17 protein-coding genes are annotated in these 23,254 nt (G+C 69.5%); 11 read left to right on the top strand and 6 right to left on the bottom strand.

The features are described from left to right. Positions 1–139 precede the first annotated feature (139 nt). Positions 140–688 (top strand): signal peptidase II, encoded by a 549-nt coding sequence (gene lspA, locus AMK13_RS28795; protein ID WP_234348152.1) that lies wholly within the window; start codon positions 140–142, stop codon positions 686–688. Positions 689–788: 100 nt separating this feature from the next. Here lspA and AMK13_RS28790 read toward each other — a convergent pair whose 3' ends face one another. After that, positions 789–1,424: a LuxR C-terminal-related transcriptional regulator gene (locus tag AMK13_RS28790; protein WP_074004723.1), complete on the bottom strand. Its 636-nt coding sequence runs from the start codon at positions 1,422–1,424 to the stop codon at positions 789–791. A gap of 29 nt (positions 1,425–1,453) precedes the next feature. Here AMK13_RS28790 and AMK13_RS28785 point away from each other — a divergent pair, with 29 nt between their 5' ends. The 7 genes from AMK13_RS28785 (at position 1,454) to AMK13_RS46085 (ending at position 7,625) form a co-directional block, all read left to right on the top strand. Beyond that, on the top strand, positions 1,454–1,738 hold the full coding sequence (locus tag AMK13_RS28785) for a hypothetical protein (protein WP_074004722.1): 285 nt from the start codon (positions 1,454–1,456) through the stop codon (positions 1,736–1,738). An 82-nt stretch (positions 1,739–1,820) separates the two neighbouring features. After that, positions 1,821–2,363, top strand: coding sequence for a stage II sporulation protein M (locus AMK13_RS28780; protein WP_074004721.1), 543 nt, complete (start codon positions 1,821–1,823; stop codon positions 2,361–2,363). Between the two features lie 717 nt (positions 2,364–3,080). Further along, entirely contained in the window at positions 3,081–3,503 is a 423-nt protein-coding gene (locus AMK13_RS28775; RefSeq protein WP_074004720.1) for a hypothetical protein, read from the top strand. 825 nt (positions 3,504–4,328) lie between these two features. Next, complete coding sequence (locus AMK13_RS28765; RefSeq protein ID WP_074004718.1) at positions 4,329–5,141, top strand: hypothetical protein; 813 nt, start codon at positions 4,329–4,331, stop codon at positions 5,139–5,141. Beyond that, on the top strand, positions 5,138–5,878 hold the full coding sequence (locus tag AMK13_RS28760) for an ABC transporter ATP-binding protein (RefSeq protein ID WP_158077753.1): 741 nt from the start codon (positions 5,138–5,140) through the stop codon (positions 5,876–5,878). Before AMK13_RS28765 ends, AMK13_RS28760 begins: the two co-directional genes overlap by 4 nt. Then, positions 5,875–6,888 (top strand): ABC transporter ATP-binding protein, encoded by a 1,014-nt coding sequence (locus tag AMK13_RS28755; RefSeq protein WP_074004716.1) that lies wholly within the window; start codon positions 5,875–5,877, stop codon positions 6,886–6,888. Before AMK13_RS28760 ends, AMK13_RS28755 begins: the two co-directional genes overlap by 4 nt. Continuing rightward, entirely contained in the window at positions 6,882–7,625 is a 744-nt protein-coding gene (locus AMK13_RS46085) for an ABC transporter permease subunit (protein WP_074004715.1), read from the top strand. The genes AMK13_RS28755 and AMK13_RS46085 overlap by 7 nt, the downstream gene beginning before the upstream one ends. A 1,528-nt stretch (positions 7,626–9,153) precedes the next feature. On the opposite strand, the gene AMK13_RS28745 is transcribed toward AMK13_RS46085, so the two are convergent. The 5 genes from AMK13_RS28745 to AMK13_RS28725 all read right to left on the bottom strand — a co-directional run bounded on the left by AMK13_RS28745 (position 9,154) and on the right by AMK13_RS28725 (position 18,942). Further along, positions 9,154–10,428, bottom strand: a complete 1,275-nt coding sequence (locus tag AMK13_RS28745) for a Wadjet anti-phage system protein JetD domain-containing protein (protein ID WP_074004714.1) — start codon at positions 10,426–10,428, stop codon at positions 9,154–9,156. A 1-nt stretch (position 10,429) separates the two neighbouring features. Then, entirely contained in the window at positions 10,430–14,686 is a 4,257-nt protein-coding gene (locus AMK13_RS28740) for a TIGR02680 family protein (RefSeq protein ID WP_158077752.1), read from the bottom strand. Next, positions 14,673–15,956: a TIGR02678 family protein gene (locus AMK13_RS28735; protein ID WP_079272567.1), complete on the bottom strand. Its 1,284-nt coding sequence runs from the start codon at positions 15,954–15,956 to the stop codon at positions 14,673–14,675. Before AMK13_RS28735 ends, AMK13_RS28740 begins: the two co-directional genes overlap by 14 nt. Then, positions 15,953–17,515, bottom strand: a complete 1,563-nt coding sequence (locus AMK13_RS28730; protein ID WP_079272566.1) for a TIGR02677 family protein — start codon at positions 17,513–17,515, stop codon at positions 15,953–15,955. The genes AMK13_RS28735 and AMK13_RS28730 overlap by 4 nt, the downstream gene beginning before the upstream one ends. A 293-nt stretch (positions 17,516–17,808) precedes the next feature. Next, positions 17,809–18,942, bottom strand: a complete 1,134-nt coding sequence (locus tag AMK13_RS28725) for a Fic family protein (RefSeq protein WP_074004710.1) — start codon at positions 18,940–18,942, stop codon at positions 17,809–17,811. Between the two features lie 60 nt (positions 18,943–19,002). Between AMK13_RS28725 and AMK13_RS28720 the strand changes: the two genes are divergently transcribed. From AMK13_RS28720 to AMK13_RS28710, 3 genes are all read left to right on the top strand, one after another. Continuing rightward, a complete protein-coding gene (locus AMK13_RS28720) occupies positions 19,003–20,271 on the top strand; it encodes a tyrosine-type recombinase/integrase (protein WP_241853073.1) in 1,269 nt (422 codons plus the stop codon). A 1,110-nt stretch (positions 20,272–21,381) separates the two neighbouring features. Beyond that, positions 21,382–22,623, top strand: a complete 1,242-nt coding sequence (locus tag AMK13_RS28715) for a site-specific integrase (protein WP_107418878.1) — start codon at positions 21,382–21,384, stop codon at positions 22,621–22,623. A gap of 21 nt (positions 22,624–22,644) precedes the next feature. Next, positions 22,645–23,247 (top strand): hypothetical protein, encoded by a 603-nt coding sequence (locus tag AMK13_RS28710; protein ID WP_206745853.1) that lies wholly within the window; start codon positions 22,645–22,647, stop codon positions 23,245–23,247. Positions 23,248–23,254 lie beyond the last annotated feature (7 nt).

Here is a 23,254-nt window from a genome sequence, read left to right as displayed (position 1 = left end):
GGCGCCCGGCAACGGCGCGGGTATGCTCCCGTTCTGACGGTGCGCTCCCGTACTTGTGGACACTCGTGCGCAAGCCGCCGTCACCTACAATGCGGCCATGACTGGCTTACTACGCCTACGGGTTGCGCGAGGAGCTTCCTTGTCCGGTGACACGCCTCGACGACTGGGCACCATGACAGCCGTGGCAATCGCACTGCTGGCGTCGGATTTCATCACCAAACAGATAGCGCTGACACATTTCTCGGGGACCGATCCGACATCGACCCTCGGCGGGCTTCTGAAATTCACGCTGGTCTTCAATTCGGGCGGGGCGTTCTCCATCGGCGCGGGGGAGACCTGGTTCTTCACCACGGTGAAGATGCTGGTCATCGTCCTCATGCTGGTGGTGTCGCCCCGGATCCGCACCCCCCTCTGGGCGGTCTCCTTCGGGCTGGTCATCGCCGGTGCGGCCGGCAACCTCATCGACCGGCTGTTCCGGGACCCGTCCCCGTGGGAGGGACGCGTCGTGGACTGGATCCAACTGCCGCACTGGCCGGTCTTCAACCTCGCCGACTGCGGCGTGGTCTGCGGCAGTGCCCTGGTGATGTGGGCCTCGATGCGCGGCATCCGCCTGGACGGCACGCGCGCCACCGAGGAGCCGGCCGAGCCGGACGCGACGGAACGGACCGCCGAGGTGAAGAACCCGTAGGGCAGCCGGCCGTCCGGCCCGGGGAGAGCCGCCCGGCCGGCCCCCAACCCGCCTGCGGGGCCCCCGGGTCGTGCGCCGGGCCCCGCACGGGGCCCCTTCCTCACGCCGCGGCGTGGGCCCTGAGCAGTCCGTACCGCTCGGCCGGGACGGCGGCCTGGGTCCGGTTGCGGACGCCCAGATTGGCGAGCAGCTCGCTGACGTAGTCCTTGACGGTCGCCGGGCGGAGGTACAGCCGCTCGGCGATGTCCGCGTTGGACAGACCCTCGCCCAGGCAGACCAGGAGCTCCCGCTCACGGGCGTTGAGCCGGGCCGGGACCTGCCGGTCGGGCGGCTCGGGAGCCACCGCCGGTGCGGCCGACCGGAGTTGCGGGAAGACCACGGTGCCGCCCGAGGTGAGCACCCGGACGGCGTCCAGCAGCAGGCCGCTCGGGGCGTTCCGCCGGAGGCAGCCGACCGCGCCGTGCCGCAGCGCCCGGTTCAGCAGGTCGCCGTCCTCCTCCGTGGCCAGCATGGCCACCCGGGGCGCCCGGGGCAGGTAGATCAGCGAGAGCAGGGTGTCGAGGGCCGCGTCGGCCTGGCGGCCGAGGTCGAGCAGGACCAGGTCGGGCTGGAGCGCGCGGGCCTGCTCGACCGCCCGGTCCACCGGACAGTCCGCCACCACCGTCAGCACGGGGTCGGATTCGATGATCAGGCGCAGTCCCGAAGCGACCGGTGGCTGCCGGATGTTCCCAACCACTCCCTAAAAGTGGCGAACTGGAGATTAACATGTCCGTTTTCTCGACCCCGAAGAAGCGCATCGCCGCCGCCGGCGCGGCCGTTGCCGGTCTGAGCGCCCCGCTCCTGCTGGCCGCCACCACCCCTGACGTGCTGACCGGCTACTTCGGCCTGGAGTGCAAGAGCGCCGACCGCGTGCTGACCGCCATCGAGGCCGGCACCGACGTCGCCGCCGCCCTCTCGCTGTTCGGTGGCGTCACCGCCGCCGGCGGCGTGGCCATGTGGATGCTCAAGAAGGCGATCACCGCCGGCGGCCGCCGCGCCATCATCGCCTGACCCGGGCGCCGGCCGGACCCCGCCGCACCGGCGGGGTCCGGCCCACCGGCCGTGTGCAGCAGACGACTTGGGGAGGGACGACGTGATCGCGGGAGTCCGCGGAGGGCTCGCAGCCGCCTGGGCCCGGCAGCGCTGGGCCGTGGCCGCCGGGCAGTTGCTCTGGTTCGCCTGCATGGCGATCGGGATCTCCTGCTCGGGCGGCATCGAGTCCGCCGTCCGCGTGGAACCCAAACCCGCCGGTCCGGGCCTGTGGCTCGAGGTCTTCCTCAACAACGCCAAGGTGGCCGCGCTGGCCTTCAGCGGAGTCGCCACCCTCGGCCTGACCACGGTCGCCTTCTCGCTGCTCTCCGGCCTCGGTGTCGGCGTGCTGATCGGGCACGCGTACGCGCTGGGCGGGAGCCAACTGCTGCGGGCCGTCGGACCGCACGCGGTGCTCGAACTGCCGGCCCTCGGCCTCGCCGTCGCGGCCGGCCTGGCCCCGGCGCTCGGGCTGTCCCGCCGCCTGGTGTCCGGACGGGGCGCCCCGTTCAGCCAGCACGTGGTCGACGCCGCTGTCCTCTTCGGAACCTCGCTGGCCGCGCTCGCCGTGGCCGCGGGCGTGGAAACGTGGGTGAGCCCCCGATGACCTTGACCACCACGACGGACCACCGTCCCCTGCTCGATCCGGAGGCCGCGCCCGAGGGCCGGGACGACGGCCGGGACGACGGCCGGGCCGGGCGCCTGCGCCACCGCGTCGCCCTGGCGCTCGCCGTCCTCGTCCAACCCCTGGCCGGTCTCGGCCTCCTGGACCGCTACCGCGCGGCCGTCCTGGAGAAGATCCCCGACGCGGCACCGGGCGCAGTGAAGGCCGGCGTCTGGGCGGGCTGGCTGTTCGGATCGGTGCTCGGCGCGATCGGCGTGCTGCTGGCCGTCCTGCTCGCCGGCGCCGCCGGTGCCGCCGCCTGCCGACTGGCCGGCGCCCGCGACGGCTTCGCCCGGGACCGCGCGACCGTCGGCACGGTGGCCGCCCTCTACTTCGTGGGCAAGCTGCTGCTGCTCGGCGCGGGCGCCGCCCTGGTCGGCCGCCCCTCCTGGGACGGCCTGGTGGACGCGCTGGGCAGCGCCGACCTCGGCCTGGTCGTGCTGTTCGCGGTTCACCGAGGTCCTGCGCCGCAGCACCGGCCTGAGCCCCGCCCGCAGCGCGGCGGCCGCGCTCGCGCCCACGGCGGTGCTCCTCGCGCTCTGCCTGATCCCGCGCTGAGCCCGCGCCGGGCCGGGACCGGGCCCGCGCCGCCCGCACCGCTTGAGAGAACGACCCCGTACGACCCGTACGACCCCGCACGACCGAGGAGCCGACATCACCGTGGTATCGCAGATCAAGCCGACCGGTGCGGCCGTGGCCGGCCTGCTGGCCGTGGCCGCCGCCGTCCTGGCCGGGGTCCGGACGGTCTGGTACTGGACGAGCCGGCCGGACACCCTGGCCGCGGTCGACCGGGCCGACCGGGTCGTCGACGCCGCCCGGTCGACGGTGGTGCAGACCCAGGACCTGCTCAACTGGGGCTGGCTGGCGGCCGCCGTCCTGCTGCTCGCCCTCGGCGCGGTGGTCGCCCTGGCCTCCACCGGCCGCTGGCTGCTGTTCGGCTTCTCGGCCCTGGTCTGCATGCCGCTCGGGGTGGCGGGCTTCCGGCTGCCCGCCGCCGCCGGACTCAACGGGACGGCCGCCGGCTTCTGCGTCCTGGTCGTCGCGGCCAGCGCGGTCGCCCTGCTCACCGGCCGGCGGGACTGATGGACGGCCGCCGACTCGCCTGGACCGCCGGGCTGGCCCTGGTCGACGCCGACCTGCGGCGCCGGCGCAACCGCCTCCCGGGGCTGCGCACCCTCGCCCCGCCGGCCCGGGCCGTGCTCGCGCTGGCCGTCGGCGTCGGCCTGGCCACCGTCGCGGCCCTGCTCTGGGGGATCGGCTCGGCGCTCGGCCGGGTCTTCCCGGTCGGCCCCGAGGACGGCACCGTCGTGTCCGGCGCCTGCTGGTCGGTGGTGGTGGTGCTGGTCGCCGGCCACCTGCTCTCGGCGCGGCCCAACCAGGCCCGGCTGCTGCTCGATCCGCCCGACCGCGCCGTCCTGCTCTCCTGGCGGGTGCCGCAGCAGTCCGTGTTCCTGGCCCGCCTCTGGCTGCCCGCCCTGGCCGGGGCCGTCGGCTCCGTGGCGGTCGCGGGCCTGGCGGCCGGCCCCTGGCTGGCCGCCTCCCCCGCGGGCCGGGCCCTGCTGCCCGCCGTGCTCACCGCCGTCGCCGGATCCGCGCTGGCCGGAGCGCTCGGCCACGTGGCCGCGACCGCCGCGCTGATGCTGGGCCCGCGCCGGGCCCTGCCGCTCGCCGCGCTCGGCGTCCTGCTGCCGGGGCTGTCCGCCCTCGGGCTCGTCCTCGGACCGCTCGCCGACCGCCTCCACCTGTCCGGCCGGGCCGAACCCGAGGAGTACGGGGCGGCGCTGCGCTCCGCCGTGGCCCGCCTCCGCCCGGACCTCTGGGACCGCCTGCTCGACCCCGACCGGCTCGGGACGGCCCTGCTCGGCTGGTGCTCGGCCCTGCTGCTGCTCGGCGGCCTCGCCCACCTCCTTGCTGCGCCGGGCCGCCGCCCGCGGCGCGCTCCGCCCCGCCGTCCCCGGCGGGCCCGCGGCCGCCGCACACACCTCCAGCACCCTGCTCGACCGGGTGCCACCGGTGCTGCTGCCCGCGGCCAAGGACCTGCTGGCGCTGCGCCGCCGCCCCGTCGCCAGCACCGGCGCGCTGTTCCGGACGGCCCTGGTCGGCCTCGCCCTGGCGGCGCTCGGCGCGGGGGTCCGGCTCGGCCACGGCGGCGAACCGCCGTGGCGGCTCCCGCTGGGCGCCTGGAGCGTTCCGCTGGCGCTCGCCGTGTTCCTGGCACTGTCCACCGTGGTGGCCCAGGTGGCGGGGGTCGAGGCCGAGCAGCGGTCGCTCGACCTGCTCCGCCAGGCGCCGGTGCCGTTCGGCCGGATCCTGGCCGGGAAGGTGGCCTCCTGCTGCGCCGTCGCGGCCGTACCGGTCGTACCGCTGTACCTCGGGCTGCTGCTGGTCGGCGGCGGGAGCGTGACCGCGGGCGCGCTGCTCGCCCTCCCCGTCGCGCTGCTGGCCGGAAGCTGCGCGCTGGTGGCCGCCGCCTTCCTGACCCCGGCCGCCGAGGGCTTCGCCGACGGCCGGGCCGCCCGTTCCGGCGCGGCCGAGACCGTGGAGGGCCTGCTGGCCGCGGTGCTGGCCGCCCCCGCGGCGGCCGGGCCGCTACTCCGCTCGGCCACCGGCACCGGCGGGGCCGTCGAGGCGGCGGCCTGCCTGCTCGACCTGGCCCTGCTGCTGGCCGTCCTGCGGTTCGCGGCCCGAAGTGATCTCCGAATCCGGAAGGTGTGCCCGTGATCGCCGTCGAATCCGCCAGTGTCCGGTACGCCGGGCACACCGCCCTCGCCGAGGTCGGACTCACCGTCGGGGAGGGCGAGTTCGTCGCCCTGGTCGGCCACAACGGGTCGGGCAAGACCACCCTGCTGCGGCTGCTCGCCGGGCTGGAGGAACCCACCTCGGGCCGGGTCGCCGTCGCCGGCCGGCCGGCCACCGCGCTCGCCGTCCGGGCCGAGCGCGGCTACGCCCCCGCCGAACCGCCGCTCTACGACTACCTGACCGTCCGTGAGCAGCTGGTCCTAGCGGCCAGGCTGTACGACGCCCCGGTGCGGGAGGCCCTCGCCGCGCTGGCCGGCACCGCCCTGGAGGACCGCCCGGACGCCCTCGTCCGGGAGCTCTCGCTCGGCATCCGCAAGCAGCTCGGCCTGCTCGTCGCCACCGTGCACCGGCCCCGGCTGCTCCTGCTCGACGAGCCGACCAACGGCCTCGACAGCGGCGCGGCCGGCGCGCTCCGGGCCGCCGCCGCCGACTGGCGGGACCAGGGGCGCACCGTCCTGTTCTGCACCCACGACCTCGGCTGGGCCGACGAGTTGGTGAGCCGGCTGGTCGTCCTGGACCACGGCGCCGTCCGCCACGACCTCCGGCTCGACGGCGAGACGGCCACCGCCGCGCTGCACCGCCTCGACCCGACCGGCACCCTCCTCACCACCGCCGACTCCCCGACCCACCCGGCCAGCACGGAGCCCGCCACACCATGACCCCTCCCAGCGCCCCTCCCAGCGCCCCTCCCAGCGCCCGGACGGCCGGCCCGGCGGTCGAGGTCCGCGGACTGCGCCGCCGCTACGGCGCCCTCACCGCCCTCGACGGCGTCGACCTGACCGTCCCCGCCGGCTCGCTGACCGCGCTGATCGGGCCCAACGGCTCCGGCAAGACCACCACCATGCGCGTCCTGCTGGGCCTGGACCGCCCCGACGCGGGCACCGGCACCGTCCTCGGGCACCCGCTGGACCGGCCCGAGCGCTACCTCCACGCGGTCGGCGCGCTGATCGAACAACCCGCGCTCTACCGGCGGCTCGACGCCCGCACCAACCTGCGGGTGCTCGCCGAACTCGGCGGCATCCCCCGCGGCCGGGTCGACGAGGTGCTGGAGCAGGTCAGCCTCACCGCCCACGCCGGCCGACCGGTGGGCGGGTACTCGCTCGGCATGCGCCAGCGGCTCGGCATCGCCGCGGCCCTGCTCCCCGAGCCCCGGCTGCTCGTCCTGGACGAGCCGATGAACGGGCTCGACCCGATCGGCATCCTCCAACTCCGGGAGCTGCTGCGGTCCCTGGCCGACGCCGGCGCCACCGTGCTGGTCTCCAGCCACCAGCTCAACGAACTGGACGCGATCTGCGACCGCTTCGTCCTGATGCACCGGGGCCGGGTGCTGTTCCAGGGCGGCAGGGCGGAGCTGACCGCCTCCCGGACGGCCGTCGTCGAACTGGCCCCGGAGTCCGCCGCCGACGGCGCGGCCCTCCACGACGTGCTGAACGGGGCCGGGTACCCCAACCGCCACGAGGACGGGCTGCTGCTGGTCGAGGCCCCCGCCGACGCGGCCGCCGAACTGAACCGGATCGCGGCGGCGGGCGGCGTGACCCTCGCCCACCTGGCCGTCCGACGGACCTCCGTGGAGCAGGCCTTCCTCGCCCTGGTCACCGGCGCCGGGCCCGCACCGACCGCCCCTCCTCGCCCGACCAGCCCGACCGAGAGGACAGCTGTCCCGTGCTGACCCGCGTGCACCAGGCGTTCCGCAGCGAGCTGGTCAAACTGCTCCGGCCGCGGCTGCTCTGGCCGCTCCTCGGCTCCGTCGCGGCGGCCACCGCCGCGGTCGCCGCCGGCACCGCCGCCGGCACCGCCGCCCTCCGGGACGACCCCGGCCCGGTGGACCTGCTCGGCCCCGCCCGTACCGCCACACCCCTGATCGGCCTGGTCATGATGTGCGTGGCCGCCAACGCCTTCTGCCAGGAGTACCGCGAGGGCACCTGGCGGAACCTGCTGGTCCGCCAGCCGGCCCGCGGCGCACTCGTCACCGGCAAGCTCGCCGGGCTGGCCCTCCTGTCCCTGCTGGTCGCCGCCACCGTCTGGGCCACCTGCGCGGCGACCACCACCCTGACCACCGCACGCCACGGCTCCCCACCCCACTGGGACGGAGCCCCGTCCACCACCCTGCGCCTGCTCGCGGCGATGCCCGCCTACACGGTCCTAGGCTCCACCACCGGCCTGCTCCTGCGGTCGACCGCGGCAGCCCTGGGAACAGTCCTGGGGTGGACCCTGGTCGCCGAGTCCGCCCTCACCGCCCTCGCCGCCACCAAGGGCTGGGACATCTCCCCCTGGCTCCCCGCCTCCGCCGTCACCCGCCTCTCCGCCGCCCCCTCCCCCACCCTCCCCACCCTCACCACCACCGCCTGGTGCACCCTCCTCTTCACCACCGCCACCCACCACTTCACCCGCACCCCCCACCTCTGACCCACCCCCCACCCGCCCCGACCGCCCGGGCGGCCCCCTCCATCCCCCCGCCGACTCCCTGAATCCCAACACCGAGGGCCGGCGCCGCAAACAGAACCACAAACAGTTCACCAAGGTCGCCAACCCGAACCCGCCCAACGACGACTCGCTGGTCATCCCCTACAGCCCCTGCCGGAATCCACCCGCCAAACCGACCACACCTTGCACGCCCTCGACGCCCCCACCTGACAAAGGCCGCCCTCGCCGAGACCATCACCAACTCGCCGCCGTCGAGACCGCCGACGACCGAAACGACCAACAGCCCGAACAGCACCAGCGCCGCAGCCGCGACACTTCGCCCAACCCGTTCACGAAACCCGCCGCCCGCGCAGCCTTCGACGCCATCACCTGGATCCTCGACAGTACCGACCACACCGTCCTCGGCCACCCCGTCTGCCGCGCCCAGCGCCCGCACTTCCACCGGCAACTGCCCGCTTACCAGCCGACCAGAAGGACCGCCCACACCCTGGCCGATGCGGTCCGGCGACCACCAGCCGACACCACAACAGAAAGAGCCGGCACTCGGTTTCCCAAGTACCGGCTCTCACAACCGACATCACTGTCAGGACGACAGGATTTGAACCTGCGACCCCTTGACCCCCAGTCAAGGGGTTAAATTATTGTCGACAGTCGAGGCCTTGAAGCCTCGGCTTTTTGTTGCTCAACTACCTTGAGGTGAAAGTGAGTTGGAAGATTTCTTCGAGAGCAGTGCGGCGCGGAACTGACAGTGGCTCATTGTTTACTTTGCACACGAGCGTCCGTTTTCGCCCATCAGCGTTCTGAGCACCCATCGGGCGTGGTCCCAAAAATGGTCCCCAGGCCGATCACCCCGCCGCAGCTACTGCCGGTGACCAGGATCTGGCGGCCCTTCATCAAGCACCACCACGCAATCCCGACGGCCACTGCATCGATGATGCTGGCCAGCTCGCGGGTCCGACTTCTGCGGGCGGAGTACGGTCGCTTACCCACTGGCTACGGATCGTGGTCTTCCGGGCGGTGTGTCGTCTTGAGCGCCTCTTCGCCGTCTGGTTCTGAGTGCTTCGCGCACCGCCCCGCACGCTCTGCCGCCACACCCAACACTGCTGTCACCCTTGCCCCAGGGTCACCACCCAGTCCGAGAGAAGGGGAAGCTCATGGGGCAGCGTGCGCAGCGCGGCCGGGTCTACCGGCGGTGCGGTTGTTCGGACGAACGCGGGAAGCAGTTGGGGTCCGTGGTGTGTGCGGTTGCTGGAGAACGTGGGTCACAGGTCGTGGACGTACTGCGTGCCACGTACACCCTGCGCAGCTCACCGTCCAGCACCGCCCCCCTCTCGCGGGTCTCCTTCACCCCGGCCGAAGATCAGGTACATCGCAAGGGGAACCGCAGAGTTCGTCTCCCTGACACGAGACTTGGGCGGCACATAGCTGCCAGCAAAGCACGTGCGCGGGAATTGGGTCACGGGGTGCCGCGGCCAACTGCTTCGACCCTCGCATGCGGTGGCAGAGGCCATTATTCTCGCCGCGCGAGTTCGTTGAGCCATCGATGCAACTGGGGAAGTACCTGCTCGTGGAGTCCTTCCTGCTCGCAGCGCATTCCCCCGTGAGCGACGATCGCTGCGAGGAGCCCTTGAAAGTGCGCCGGCACAGACTCGGTCATCGTCTGGGCAGCTGCTCGCCAGCGTTCCAGCTCCGCCGGTTCTTCGTCGAGCTTGCTTCCGTTGTGGTAGAGGACCGCATCCATGCCGATTGGCCGGATGGCCCGGTCGCTCTTCTCCGCGAGGTTGAGGATGATCCCGACACCAGGCGGGTCGAGGTCTCCCCATGCCGCGATCGGGAGCGAAGGCGGCACGCGACTGCGCAGGAAGAGCGCCAGTGCGTCGGAGGCGAAGCCTCCGGTCCAGATGCACAGCCATTCGGTGGGGACGGTCGTGCGCGAGGAAACGGCCTCGAAGGTCTCCTGGTTCTCTATCAGGAGAACCCCCGTGGCCTGGAGGTCGAGGTGGCCGTCCTGGGCCGCAGCTCTTCCGGGCAGTTCGATGAACGGCTCGGCCCGAGAGAGGTCGGCCACGAGGCCCTGGCGGTGCCATTCAGCAGGGCCGGTCATTCGCAGGCCGGTGTCCGTCGTATGGACCGCATCGCTGAACGGCCTCCCTATCAACTTGGAGAAGGCAGCCTTGGACGCATCGGTCCACTGCTTGCTTCCACCGAGGGCTTGCGTCGCAAGTTCGCGCTCGCCGTACTTCCAACCACGGCTCGATCCTCGGTACCACTCTGCCGCAGCTCGTACGGCGGCGTAGTAGGTGGCCCAATGGCTGGTTCCGGTGTGTGTTCCGGCTGGCGCGAGCCTGCGGCTGTCGTCCGGGAGCGCCGCGAGCAGGGAGCGTTCCGATGTGAGCTCCCGCACACCAGCCATCGCGGCCAAGGCCTCCGCACGTTCTCTGAGTACCTTCTGGCGCTTGACGATCGAGCGATAGCGGGCTTGGCCGCGTTTGGTCCTGATAGGTCCGTCCGCACCGATGAGAAGTTGCCGTAGGGGCAACGCATGGCGGCTGCCGCGCAGTACGGCGTCAGCCCGCCCGAGGTGGATACCTTGACCGGTCACGGCGTTGGTGCCGAAGAGGTCGACCAGGTCGGCACGTTCACGTGCGGTCAGGCGCATACGCATGGGACGGTCCAGCTTCCCCCCATTGGCGATGCGCTCGCGCGCCAGGGTGCAGAAGAGCCGGCCGCCCGGGGTGGCCGTCCATTCCGCGAGGTCGGGGTGGAGCACGACGTGAGCGCGCATGTCAGTCCAGGTCCGCTTCGCTGATCAGGTCGCCCGTCCGGCTATAGAGGTCGTCGTCGCCCTCGGCGTCGAAGACGTCCTCCTCGTCGTCCGGGTAGAGCTCATCCTCGTTCTGGTCGAGGTCGTCGCCGATGTCCTCGTCCGTGCCGAAGTCCAGCGCCGCGCCGCCGACGAGTGCCGGATCGACCATGACGTGACGCCGGGTGCCGTCCCAGATGATCGGTGTGGTCAGCACGCCTTCGGTCTGAGGATCACGGAAGAGTTGGTAGGTGGCGACGCCGGGGACCTCCTCGTAGAAGCCCCACTCGTCGTGGCTCGCCATGACGAAGTCCAAGTCGAGTTCGACGAGCAGGCCCATGCACTCTCCCCGCATTTCGGCATCGATTCCGGCGAACGCCTCATCCAGGTAAACGGGGCGGGGGGCAGTGGGTGCTGCGCCGGTGTAGTGGGCGGCGGCAGCGGCGAAGAGAGGGAGCTGCAGCATCACGGCCTTCTCTCCACCCGAGCCCTTTCCGTGCATGCCGGCGTCGATGTCGATCCACTTCTGCTGTGGTCCGGTCTTGTACTGGACGCGGATACGGCTCCAGGTCCTGTAGTCGAGAGCGGCGCGCAGATGGGCCTTCCAGTCGGTTCCACCCTCGGCCTCACGAGCCGTCGCGATCTGTTGGCCCAGGAATGTGATGAGGTGCTCGCGCGCGCTGTCCGGGAGAAACCGGCTCGCCTGCTTGTCCAGCGTGTCCAAGGCCTCCCGGGTCTCCCTGCCCTTTTCGGGGTCCGGCTCCCAGACCAGCCGCATGACCTGTCCGGAGGCGGTACGGCGCAGCCCGAGCAGCCGGTTCATCTCCCCAACCAGGGCCTTGGCTCCTGCCCGGCGACGGCGCAGGTGGTCGCCGACCTGTCCGAGGAGGACCTCGGTGAAGAGGTCGTGCTCGCTCGCGTCGAGGAGGCGGCTGCGTTCGCGGACCTCCGTCTCAACAACCGCCAACGCCTGGGTGATGGTGTGGCTGCGACCGTTGTGGATCAGCCGGACAGTGACCAGCCGGTCGTCGTTTCCGCTGCGGACGGTCCAGTCCTGGCCGGCGAGCTCCCGTTCGAGCTGGTGCCTGGCCTGGTCGACATCGTCGCGCGCCTGGTCGAGCGCGCCTTGGTCTCCCGGGTCGTTCGCGAGTTCGGGCAGCACGGCCCGGGCCCGGAAAGCAGCGCTCGTCTCAGGGCTCGGCACGGAACCCATGACGGACACCAACTCCATGAAACCGAGTTGCTGGAGCCTGTCGTAGTCGCCGGACCGATCGTTCAGCAACTCTTGGCGCTGTTCGACCAAGGTGATCGACTGCTCGTGTGCCGCCTTGCGACGGACGGCCTGTTCCATCGCCCGTTCGACCATCCGGTCATTGTTCTCCTGCTGCTTCGCCGTATCCGCGAGCGCTTTCTGGGCAATGGCCAACTCGGCCAGCACGGAATCGACATCCGCACCAACCACACGCCGCCGCACGTCGTACTGCTCGCGCTTCTGGCTGGCATCCCGGATCGCCGTCTTCTGATCCTTGTCGACCACAGCCAGGTGGGTCTGACAAATGCTCAGGAGACTATTAGCATCCTCGAACTGTTGTTCCCGGTGTGCCCATGCCTCAACCTTGCGGAACAGTTCGTCAAGGCTTGTGCGGTACTCCTGCAGTGCGTGCTGTTCGGAAGCCAGCAGGTCGAGTCGGGTGGCGGTCGCCCGTTCCCGCGCGTAGAGATCGAGGGCGGCTCCGGCGTCCTCAAGCTCCCGTTTCCGCCCGGCTGCGGCAGCCTCGTCGAGTTCGCGTTGTTTGTCGTGTGCTTCGAAGACCTTCCGAGCGGTGGCCAATTCCTGCTGGCAGTTGCGCAGTGGCACGTCAAGGTCGGCCGCATCCTCGTACTCGGAAGCGAGGTCGTTCTGACGCCCGCGAGTGGTTTCGAGCCGCTCGTCCAGATCGAGGAGCGTGGCGTCCAGCTCGGCGATCTGCTCGTCGAGCACACGCAGGCGCCGCTGCCGCTCCGCCTCGCGGGCTGCGGCGCCGATGTAAGCGGGCTCCGAGACGGCAGTCCGGCCGTGAACGGGCCCGATTCGCCAGGACCCGTCGGTGGCGATCCAGTCGCCGGAAAGCGGCGGGGTGCCAGGTCGGGCGAGGGCCAGGCCGGCGAGGACACGGGCGGTCACCTCGACGGGGACCATCGGGTTGTCAACAGGCTGCAGGACAGTCATCAGTGAGGGCCCGGGAACCGGCGCACGGTCGGCCAGCAGGACAGTATCGAGCGTGCTGCTGTCGAGGACCGCCCCTGAGGAGGTGACCCAGGCGTCGAGGACGCCCGAGCCGAGGAGCGCGGACTCCAGCCCGGTCCTCTCCGAGTCGGTGAGGTGCGGGGCGAACTCCAAGAGTCTCCACAGCGGCGCTCCGTCGGCGGCGCCAGTGCGGTCCCGGCGCCGGTGGGGCGGTGGAGCCGGCAGCGGGTCGGTCTCCTGAGCCACCCGCAGACGAGTCCGTGTGAGCGCCTTCTGATCGTTCGCGACGCGGCGCCGGTCGCTCTCCAATCCGGCTGCTGTGATGGCCAGTTGCTCGTAGAAGCGCTTGGCCAGGCGAGTGAGCTCCTGGGACAGGGTGGAAGCGCTAGGCAGACCGAACGTCGGTACGGCGGTGTTCAGCTCGGTGAGATCGCCGTCGGTAAGTAGGAACTCGCGGCAGCGGTCGCCCCAGTCGGACAGGCCTTCGCGGAGTAGGGCGACCTGGTTGGCCACTTCGGTTTCGTGGTCGCTCATGGTCTTCCTTGAGGCGTTGCAGAGCGTCCTGCTCTTCTGGAACGCCTCGTTGGCATGGTCGAAGGCAGCCTGGGCCTTCTGGACCGATGTCGCGAGCTCCACGGCTCGTTCGAGCACGCTGACGCGGGCCTGTACGTGGCCGAGAAGTGTGTCCTCCGCTTCCTGCGGTCTCGTACGGATCACTGGAATGCACTGGGTGTGCGTGTCTTCGATCCGGGTTTGGGCCGCGCGGACCGCCGACAATTCCTCGGCCTTGCCAAGTGCCGCTGCCGCCACAATGAGGCGCTGCCTCTTCCCGTCAGCGGCTGACGCGGCGTCGGTGACTGCAGTCTCGGCCTTCTTGTACCGCTCCTGTAGTTCGGGGAGCTTTGCCTTGGCTTCTTCAGCTTGCTCCTGCAGCCGGGAGAGGAGCTCGTGCTGCTCCATCAGGGGATTGGAGCGCAACTCCCCGAGAGTGGTCTGGAGCTTCTCGTGCCGCTCCTTGAGCTGCCGCCGTTCCCCAGTGGCCTGATCAAGTGCCTGCTCGGCCTCCGCGAGCTCGTCCGATGCCTTGCCGCGGCCACGGGTGGCCTCGTCGAGTGACTGTTCGGCTTTGACCACGTGGTCAGCCAGACTCCGGGTCCAGCGGCGTGCATACCTGGTGTACACGGATTGGAATGCCTGCATGCCTAGGAGGTGCCGCTCCTGCTGCGCGAGGTCCTTCCGGTCGCGGGCCAACTGGTCGAAGCGGACTGCGAGGTCATCCAGGAGCACGGTGCTGACCGGCGGGAGGCCGTTGCTGAGCATCCGGCTGAGCTTCTCGCCGTTGAAGTTCTCGCTAAGCTTGGGCTTGCGAAGGACAAGAAGCAGCTCCACCAGTGACGCCAGGCTCCCGGAGCTGAATCCGAAGAGGCGTTCGGCAACTGCGGCCCGATACTCGCGACGGTCCTCGAAGACGCTCTGGGGGCCGAGCCGGGCCTCCAACTGCTTCCGCAGATGTGGCTGCCGGTGCTCGTTGAACAGGTCGAAGTCCTTGCCGACACGCTTCTCGGTGACGAAAAACCAGGGTTTGTGCAGCCCGCCCTTCACAGACGTGCTGGCCCGCATGCCGATGCCGATCGTGACGTACTCGTGGCTGCCGTCCTCGGCGACACGTCCGTACTCGCACCAGCTGTATCCGACGCGCTGGGTGCGCCCGCGGTGCAAGAGGTTGTCCCGCATCGGACGGGCAGTGGAGCCGAACGGGTCCAGCCGGCGGGCGCTGAGGACCGCGTCCAGCAGGAGTGGGCTGGTGGCTTCCATCACCTTCGTCTTGCCGGCCCCGTTCCGGCCGCGCAGGATCAGGCCGTGGCCGTATGAGACAAACTCCTGCTCCTCGTACTCCCAGATGCCGATCAGTCCCAAGCGGAGCTGCTGAAACCGCTTTCGTTCCGGCACGGGGAGTGCGCCGTCGAGAATGCGCTGCAGTGCCGCGCTCGGCGCTCCGTCAGTCGATTCCATCACCGTAGAGGTCTTCCGTTTTCGAAGGGCGAACAGTCGATGGCGTGCCTGACTTGGTCCCGGTTCCGGCCTGCTCCGGGCCGAACAGCAGGAGCGCTTCTCCCTGGACGCGGGCACCACGCCCGGTGGGATCGCGGTACCGGGCGGCAGCGGCACGGACCCGGACACCGTCATCGTGGGGGTCCACGAGGCCGAATTGGACCAGCACAGGCAGTGCGTACCGGAGTGTGGTGGCAGCATCGACCGGCCTGCCTTCGATCTTCGCCACGACGCGGCTGATCCTCGCGGCCACCAGATCGGCCAGTCCGAGGAGACGGTCGTCGCGGACCATGAAGCTCGTTCCGGTAGTCACATTCGCCTCACCGGCGAGCAGATCGGCCAGCGCGAGGGCGGCGACGGACGCGGCGCTCGCGGCAGGGAACTCCAGGTCGGAGAAGTCCTGGTCCACAATGGCCACGCCGTCAGCGCGAACCTCCACGCGGGTGTCCAGACTCAGGCGGAGGTCGGCAACAAGCTCGTCCCGGTGCTCGGCGAGGTAAGCCCGCTGGGCGACTGGAAGGTCCTCGCCGTACACGACGGGATGGTCGACGAGCCGACGCATGACGGCCTGCCGCAGTTCGCCGTCAGTGGGTCCGTGATCTGCGAGATCACCGCCCTGCACATACAGTAGGGTGTCCGGTCCCTCCGCCAGGCTGGGCGGCACCGGGCAGGCTATCGCGAAGGCGGCCGTGCGATGGTCTATGTCGTAGAGGGCGTTGCCTCCGCCAGTAACGTATGCCTGTTCGTGATCCGCTGTGATCCCAGCATCCCGGGTGGGCAACAGGACGCCGTCCTCCGTGAGGCGGCGAATTGCGGCGACCAGGTCGCGGCGTTCGCGGGTCGTCGTGGCGTCGAACCGGCGGATCGAACTGCTTGCAGTGGTGAGCGCAGTGACACGGTCGGCGAGCTCGGTGATTACGGTCTGCTGCCCGCAATCCACCAGTACGGCCAGGACTGTGCAGTACAGGGTGCACTGCCGCGCTGTCGGAATCGAGGGATCGGGGAATCGGCCGGGGTCCTCGGGGACCTTCAGCAGCCGAACGCGGTCTCGTTCCACCAGCAGTGTCCAGCCCAGCCGGTGGTCGAACCAGGTCCGCAGCTCCTCCTCGTGCACACGGGCCTGATCGATCAGCCGTCCGCGCCGGCCCCGCCGTCGGAGGGTCGGATTCCGCAGCAGTGCGCGGATCACTTCACGACGTTCGTGGCCGTCCTGTCCAACCCAGTCGCTCATCTTCTACCCCGCCCGTTCAACGACAGAGTCAGCTGGAAATCCTTCGTGCTCAGCCTCCCGCCGCGAAGCCCCACTCCTGCCCCGGTACGTTCGGTCGGCGCGATACCCAGAGTGACCAGAAGCCGCCCGTCCGGTGTCCGGGCACGTCGAATTCCACCAGTGCTCTGACGTACGGACAGTGCCAAGGACAGGCAAGCGAGGAAGATCTCGGCCTCGGAGCTGTTGAGCTGGCCCAGTTCCGACAACCGGATCGGCCCTCTGGCGGCAAGCGACCTCTCGGCGGCCTCCACGGTCGCGTGCTCCTGCTGCTGCCGGGCTGCTAGAAGGCTCTTCGCACGCCGCGGGTTGCGGATGCGGGGCAACGGCCCGGTTTCCGCTCGCGGTCCCCTGGCCCGGAGCTCGGCCGAGACCGGTGCGGGATCGCTGTGCCACCAACTGATCTCGGGCTGCAGATCGGTGCCGGCCTCCGGCGCTGCGGGATGACCGAGATGGCGAGCGGAGTAGTTCCCGAAGGCCGTGCGCCAGAGGGCGGTGGACTCGCGCACACTGCCTTCCCGGTCGAAGCGGTCGAACCAGCCGGCCAGGGCCACCAGGTCAGCCGTTCGGCTCGCCCTGCGAAACCGCTGGTCGTTGATGTGGCCAACGGTAAGGATGATGAAGTTGATCGCGTCGGAAGCACGGTCGAGCAACAACTCGGCAACCGGAGACCGTTCGGTGGCGGGCACGAACCATCGGCGCAGGCCGTTCCACCTCTCGCGCATCCGTTCCACCTCCCGATCAACGGCTTCCTCATGACTCAGACCGAGGACCGGGGCAGTCTCCAGGGCAGCGAGCTCCGGGAGCCTCGACAGCAGGCGCGCCCTTTCAGCCTGTGTGATCAGCTTGGCGATCAGAGGGGAATTCTGATGCAGCACCACGGTGAACGAACGCAGGTACCGGACCACGACGTTCTTGTAGGCGATGAAGGTCTCCGGGTCGCGGATCTCCTCCGAGGCCAGGGAGCCGTTGAGGCTTTGGACGAAGAGCTTCGCGTCTTCCGAAAGCCGTGCGAACCCGTTGGTCGTCGTCCGGAAAGCGCCAAGTGCCGCCTCCAAGTCCTCCTCGCCAGAACGCAGGGCACGGACCAATGTGGCAAGAGAGGTGAGGATCTCCGGCAACATCGAGGACTGCAGGGCGCCAGCATCAGCCATATCCTGGTCGATCCGGGTCATCTCGCGGTGGACCCGAGCGCCGGCCGACGTCAGTTGGTACAGGAAATCTCGTTGGAGGTACTCCTCAGGCGTGGTGATCCGCCGGGTGTTATGAATACGGTCCACATTGCCCCAGCGGTACAAGTCCTCCAGCAGAGCATCAACGGAGGGGAGTTGCGCCAAGAGTTCCGGCTCGACCGACAGTGCTTCCCGGACACGCTGCGCAACCTCCTTCGTGCTGAGGTGGATTCCCAGCCGGGATTCCTCGTCCAGCAGTACATCCAGGACCACCCGGTAGAAGAGTGCTTTGTCGTGGTTCAGATAGGCAACGACCTTCATGCGCCCGCCGAACACGGGTACCCCTGGCATGACACCTCATCAAGATCAGTTAGCCTAACAGCACTGCGCCTGCGGCCGGAGAATCGATCATTTAGAGATGACGCCGCTCGCGCGCCAGGCGAGGCGGGTTCGGCCAATCTCTGGTGCTCAGCTTATACGTATGAAACAAAGCTGGGACCGGGCTCGATCAACCGGAATTCACGCCTGAGCTCGCCTTGCGTTGAGCTGATGGTAATACGGTCGCCCTACGCAGCTGTGCCGAACCAGACCCGGGACACGGCCCGCCACCAAAGCACTGAGTCCCCTCTTGCCGTCATCACCGCCTATGCGTACGGGTCGCGCAGCGGTCGAGGCTCGCGCACCCCTCGCGTGATCTTCTCGGGCAGGTCCGGGCCGGCAATGTAGTAGCGGCCCTGCGCTCCACCCTGGGCCTCGAGCCAGCTGGCGCGGACGAGTTCGCGGATGTCGCGTTGCGCCTGCTGCTCGCTGAGTTCGGCGTCGGCCTGATAGGTGGCGCGGCGCAGGCGATTGCCCATGGCCGCGGGGTAGAGGGCGTAGAGCATGCGGTCGGGCCAGCCGCGTTGCTCGACGGCTTCGTCGAGGGCGGTCCAGACCTCGCGGGTGGTGTTCACCTGGCGCTCGACGCTCTGGGCCTGCTGGTGGTGGGCACGCAGGCAGAACCGGATCCAGGGCAAGGTGTTGCGGTCCGGAGTCCAGACGGGGCCCCCGACCTCGGCGAGGATGTCGTAGTAGCGGTAGGTGTTGCGGGCTCGGCCGAGCCATTCCTCGATGCTAGAGAACTCCGGTGCCATGATCCCCTCACGGGCCAGGACCAGGGTGTGCAGGGCGCGGGACATCCGCCCGTTGCCGTCCGACCACGGGTGGATCGACACCAGGTTCAGGTGCGCCATCGAAGCCCGGACCAGACCCGGTGCGTCGAGGTTTCCGTCGTTCAGCCACTCGACCAGCTCGCTGGTCAGGCCGGCCAACTGCTGGGCGTCAGGGGCGGTGTACGCGGCGATGGTCGGGTCTTCGGCGGAGGTGACATACACCGGCCCGGTACGCCACCAGCCGGGCCGTTTGAACAGGTGGTGACCCTGCATCATGAAATGCAGCGCGTTGAGCAGGCCCTTGCTGTAGGCGAAGTCGTCACCTGCTTCGGCGAGGCGCTGGATGTAGGTCATCGCCTGCCGGTAGCCCTCGATCTCGGCCGTGACGGTGTCGTTCGCATCGATCGGCGCCTCGCCGACCATGATGTCCTCGACGTCCGACACGCTCGCGGCGTAGCCCTCGATCGTGTTCGATCCGGCGATCGCCCGCGCCGTGAGGTTGCGCCGCAGTTGCCCCTCCCAGCGACGTGACGTGCGCAGATGGAGACGTAGCCGGTCGCGCATCTCGTCGATCTCCGCGAGAACGGACTGGTCGATGTCCTGCAGCGACGGCACACCATAGAGCATGAAGCAATGACACCATGACGGCATCAATCGGTCAAGGGAGATTTGGCGCAACCATGGCGCATGAATGCTTCAACAAACCCTTGGGAAGCAGCCGCCCTGGATCCGTTTAGCGAGATCACCGCCGCCGGGCTTCCGGCTCCGGCGAGCGCCCGGCGCTCGCAACACCGCACTTCACCGCATACCGGCCGCCGCTTGCCGTCCGCCCAGGTCACCCCGGCCCAGACGCACGCCTGGGCCAGCTTCCTCGCAGGGGCCGTCCACAATGGGCTCGACCCGATGCTGGTCACCGAGTGGCTGACCGTCCTAGCCGATGCCACCGGCAGCCCCGTGCTCCCTTCCCTGGCCTCCATGCCACTGGCCGACTACGTCAACCTCCGCCTCTCGGCCATCCTGACCGGCCTGGAAACCACCACACACGTCCCTTACCTCGCCGGCTGGCACCTGCGGATCGAACCCGAGCTCGGGCGCCTCCCCCTCCGCCTAATCACCACCGCTCTCATCACTGCCGCGGTGTTCGGCTGGATCGCCGACCGCTGCAGACGCTCCACGATCAAGAACACCCTCGCCATGCTCTCCCGCATCTTCGAACAGGCCATCGTTGACGGCATCCTCGAACGTAACCCCACCCACATCACCGGTTGGCAACATGAATTCCAACAAGCCGAGGACGAACTCCGAGACCCCCGCACCCTCGCCCTGCGCGACTGGGATGCCCTCACCGAGCTCGCCGACGCCCTGGTCGAAGCCTCGTACAACCGCTACCGCGGCTGGGGCGACGTCGTCGTCCACAGCGCTTGCACCGCCACCCGCATCGGAGAAGTCTCTGGAATTCGGGCCCGCGACGTCAACACCGACAAATGGCTCCTGATCTGCCGCCGACAGACCACCCCCGCACCCGGCGGTCTGGTCGACAAGCACACCAAAGGACGGATCACCCGCTTCATCCCGATCATCGAGCCGCTACGCCCGCTCATCGCCCGCCGACTGCAGGCCACCTGCGGCGACCCCGACGCCCGCCTCTACACCGGCCCGCGCGGCGGTCGCATCAGCACCGCAGTCCTGCGCGACGCCACCCACTGGGACGACGTCACCCGGGACCTCGACTACGAACACCTGTGCCGCCACGACCTGCGCCACACCGGCCTGACCTGGATGGCCGACACCAGCATCCTTCCGCACATCCTCAAGGAAATCGCAGGCCACCGGCTCATCACCACCACCCAGCACTACTTCCACCCCGACGTGCTCCGGATCCTGGAAGCCAGCCAAGCCCTCACCCATCACCTCGAGAAGCTCCAACGCGACGGCCAGATCACCCGCCGCTGGTAACACGCTGTAACTGCCATCGCCTCGAAATAGCCGCTGCCAAGCCACTCCGATGCTGCCCGTGTCACACCGCGGCAAGCAGTGGGCGCCAGAAAGGCCTTAGAAATGACCGACATGAACCAGTTTGACCCACTTGACCCGCGACCGGCGCACTTGACCGAAGGTCAAGTGCGCCACCCGCCCTGCTCCAGCGATCAGCGAGGAGGTATCGCACTACACCTTGAGATCAATGGACACCCCACACAGCAACTACCGAAGCGAGGAATGGGCACAGTTCCACGGCCATCCCGGGGACCACACGGGAACCAGAAACTCATCCCGCAAACCAGCAAGAGCGGGCACCCGGTTTCCCAAGTGCCCGCTCTCGCAACCGACTTCACTGTCGGGACGACAGGATTTGAACCTGCGACCCCTTGACCACCAGTCAGGAAGGGTTTTCCCATTCCTGCCTGAATTGCGTTCACATACACGTCGTACGTGTGCAGACGAGCGCGCTTCGTGCACCTCGTGCGACGGCGCGCATGACGTGTGGTCCCCAGCTGGTCCCCAGCTCAGGGGCTTGACGAAGGGTCCGGGTGGCGTCCATGCCTCAAGGGTAGCGGCGCCCCGACCACGGATCCAGTGGTTCCCGTGGACCATACAGAAATTTCCCGGCAGGACGCCAATGGCCGTCGAGGAAAATCAATCCGACCCGGCCGAAGAGCAGCCAGAGAACAGTCATTGGAAATCCCATGGCCCGCCATTCCCGGCAGGCCCACGAGAATTCTCGATGCTCGCCGTGGCGCACCCCGAAGACCCGTGCGAGACCCACCGCCACCGCACCATGTGTGCTCTGGGTTGTACGAGCCCAACAACCCACGGCCGACCAGCGGACGTATACTCCCGGCCCGCAGCCACTCGTCGCGCGGCGACTCCTTGCAGACCGATACCGCGCGATCAAGCAGCCCTACCCACCATCCGCACAGCGTGATCACCCTCACGGCGTGTCGCCAGCGCGTGTCCCGGCCGGTCGATCTCGCTGCGCTCCACGCCCCACCCCGCGCGCTCTGCCGAATCACCCACCACTCCCGCAACTCTGGACACGCCATCACCACTTGGTTCGAGGAGGAGCCCATGGCGCAGTGTCCCAAGCGTGGTCGGGTGTACCGCAGGTGTGGGTGCAAGGACGGCAACACCGGGAAGCAGTTGGGTTCGTGGTGCCCACGACTGGCCGCCGATACGGCGCACGGGCGGTGGACGTACGCGGTCGATCTGGCGCGGGAGGACGGCAAGCGTCGGACTCGGCGGCGGGGCGGGTTCGCCAGCCGGGCGGAGGCGGCTCGGGAGATGGCGCGGGTGCTGGATGCCGAGTGCCGGGGCGTGTACGAGGACCGGACGCTGCGCGTCGGCCTGTTCCTGTACGAGTGGCTGGAGTCGAAGCGGCCGGCGCTGGCACCGAACACCTGGGCGGGCTACCGGGCGTGCATCGAGCGCGACCTGGTCCCGGCGTTCGGCGGCATGCTGCTGCTCGATCTGCGGCCCAAGCACATCGATGCCTGGGTTGGCGCGCAGCTCGCCGCCGGCCGCGGGAGCACCACCGTGCACCACGCGGTGGCCATGCTCCGCAACGCCCTGAACCACGCGGTACGGACGTGGCGGCTGCGATACAACCCGGCCAAGCACTCCGTCCCTCCCAAGCCCCGTGCCGCGGTGCGCACTTGCTGGACCCCGGACCAGGCGGCGGCGTTCCTCCGCCACAACGCGGAGCACTACGCGGACCGGCTCACCGACCTGTTCGAGGTCATGCTCGGCACCGGCATGCGCCGCGGCGAGATCCTCGCCCTGCACTGGTCCGACGTCCACCTCATGGACCGCAAGCTCTACGTCCGCTGGACCCTAACCGCCGTGAACAACGGGAAGATCCACCTCGGCGAACCCAAGACCGAAGCCAGCCGCGCCTGGATCAGCCTCTCTCCCCGAGTGATGGCCGCCCTCCACCGCCAGGCAGCCCTCCAGATGGCCACCCATCCCAACAGCCGATTGGAAGGCCTGGTCTTCACCCGCCCAGACGGAGAGCCCCTGCGCCCCCAGTGGGTCCTCGAGCAACTCCGCAAACGCACCGCCGAACTCGACCTGCCTCGTATCGGCCTGCACGACCTGCGCCACACCGCGGCCAGCATCATGATCGCCGCCGGCATCCCCCTCGCCGTCGTCTCCAAGACCCTGCGCCACTCCAACCTCGCCATCACCGTCGACCTCTACGGCCACCTACTCAAGGACTCCGCCGACGAAGCCGTCGTAGCCCTGGCCGCCGCGCTTGACCGCGCTGATGCCGGACGCGAGCGGATCCCTCGGAGCTTGTGCCGGGCTGCGTAGGCCGCCTGAGCTTCAAACCAGTTGGCAGTGCGGCTGGTTGTACCAGGCGAACGCCGGAGCATGCAGGCCGATCCTGGGCGCGCCGCAGCCGACGCCGTTCACACAGTCCAGCTGATCCCCGAACAGCGAGGCATCTCCGCCGGCCAGAACGCGGAGGAGATCTGTCGGGCGGAGCAGGCCGCGCGCAGTGCCCTGGAAGGCAGGGTTCGTACCATCCTGGAGAAGCTGCTGGAGATCTGCCGGTACGTGACCACCGAGGAGGACCCCCGCAGCGGATGGCTACGTGTCGTCGCCACGGAGCACGGCCACAATCAAGGGACGAGAACCAACTCTGTCGGTGCCAAGACCCTTCGCCAAGCGCTGTCCGATCTCGATCTCGCCTTCACTTCCCTGGAAGACGACTTCAACGAGCAGGTCCAGATCGAGATCAAGGGAGTCGGCTTCTCCGAGCTCCGCAAGGACATCAATATCCGGATTCACACAGCCGAGAAGATCGTCAAAGTAATCCGCACCAGGCTCACGAAGATGCGCACCGGCGTCGCCCGGATCGGCGTGAAGCTGGACTGGAAGCCCAAGAACGAGTGGGCCGGGTTCGTCACGGACCTCGGGCAGGACGGCTTCTGACCGACCT

Source organism: Streptomyces sp. CB02056, from assembly GCF_001905545.1.
Lineage (GTDB): Bacteria > Actinomycetota > Actinomycetes > Streptomycetales > Streptomycetaceae > Kitasatospora.
Note: the sequence above shows the minus strand (reverse complement) of the source record. Positions and strands in the feature narration are given on the sequence as shown.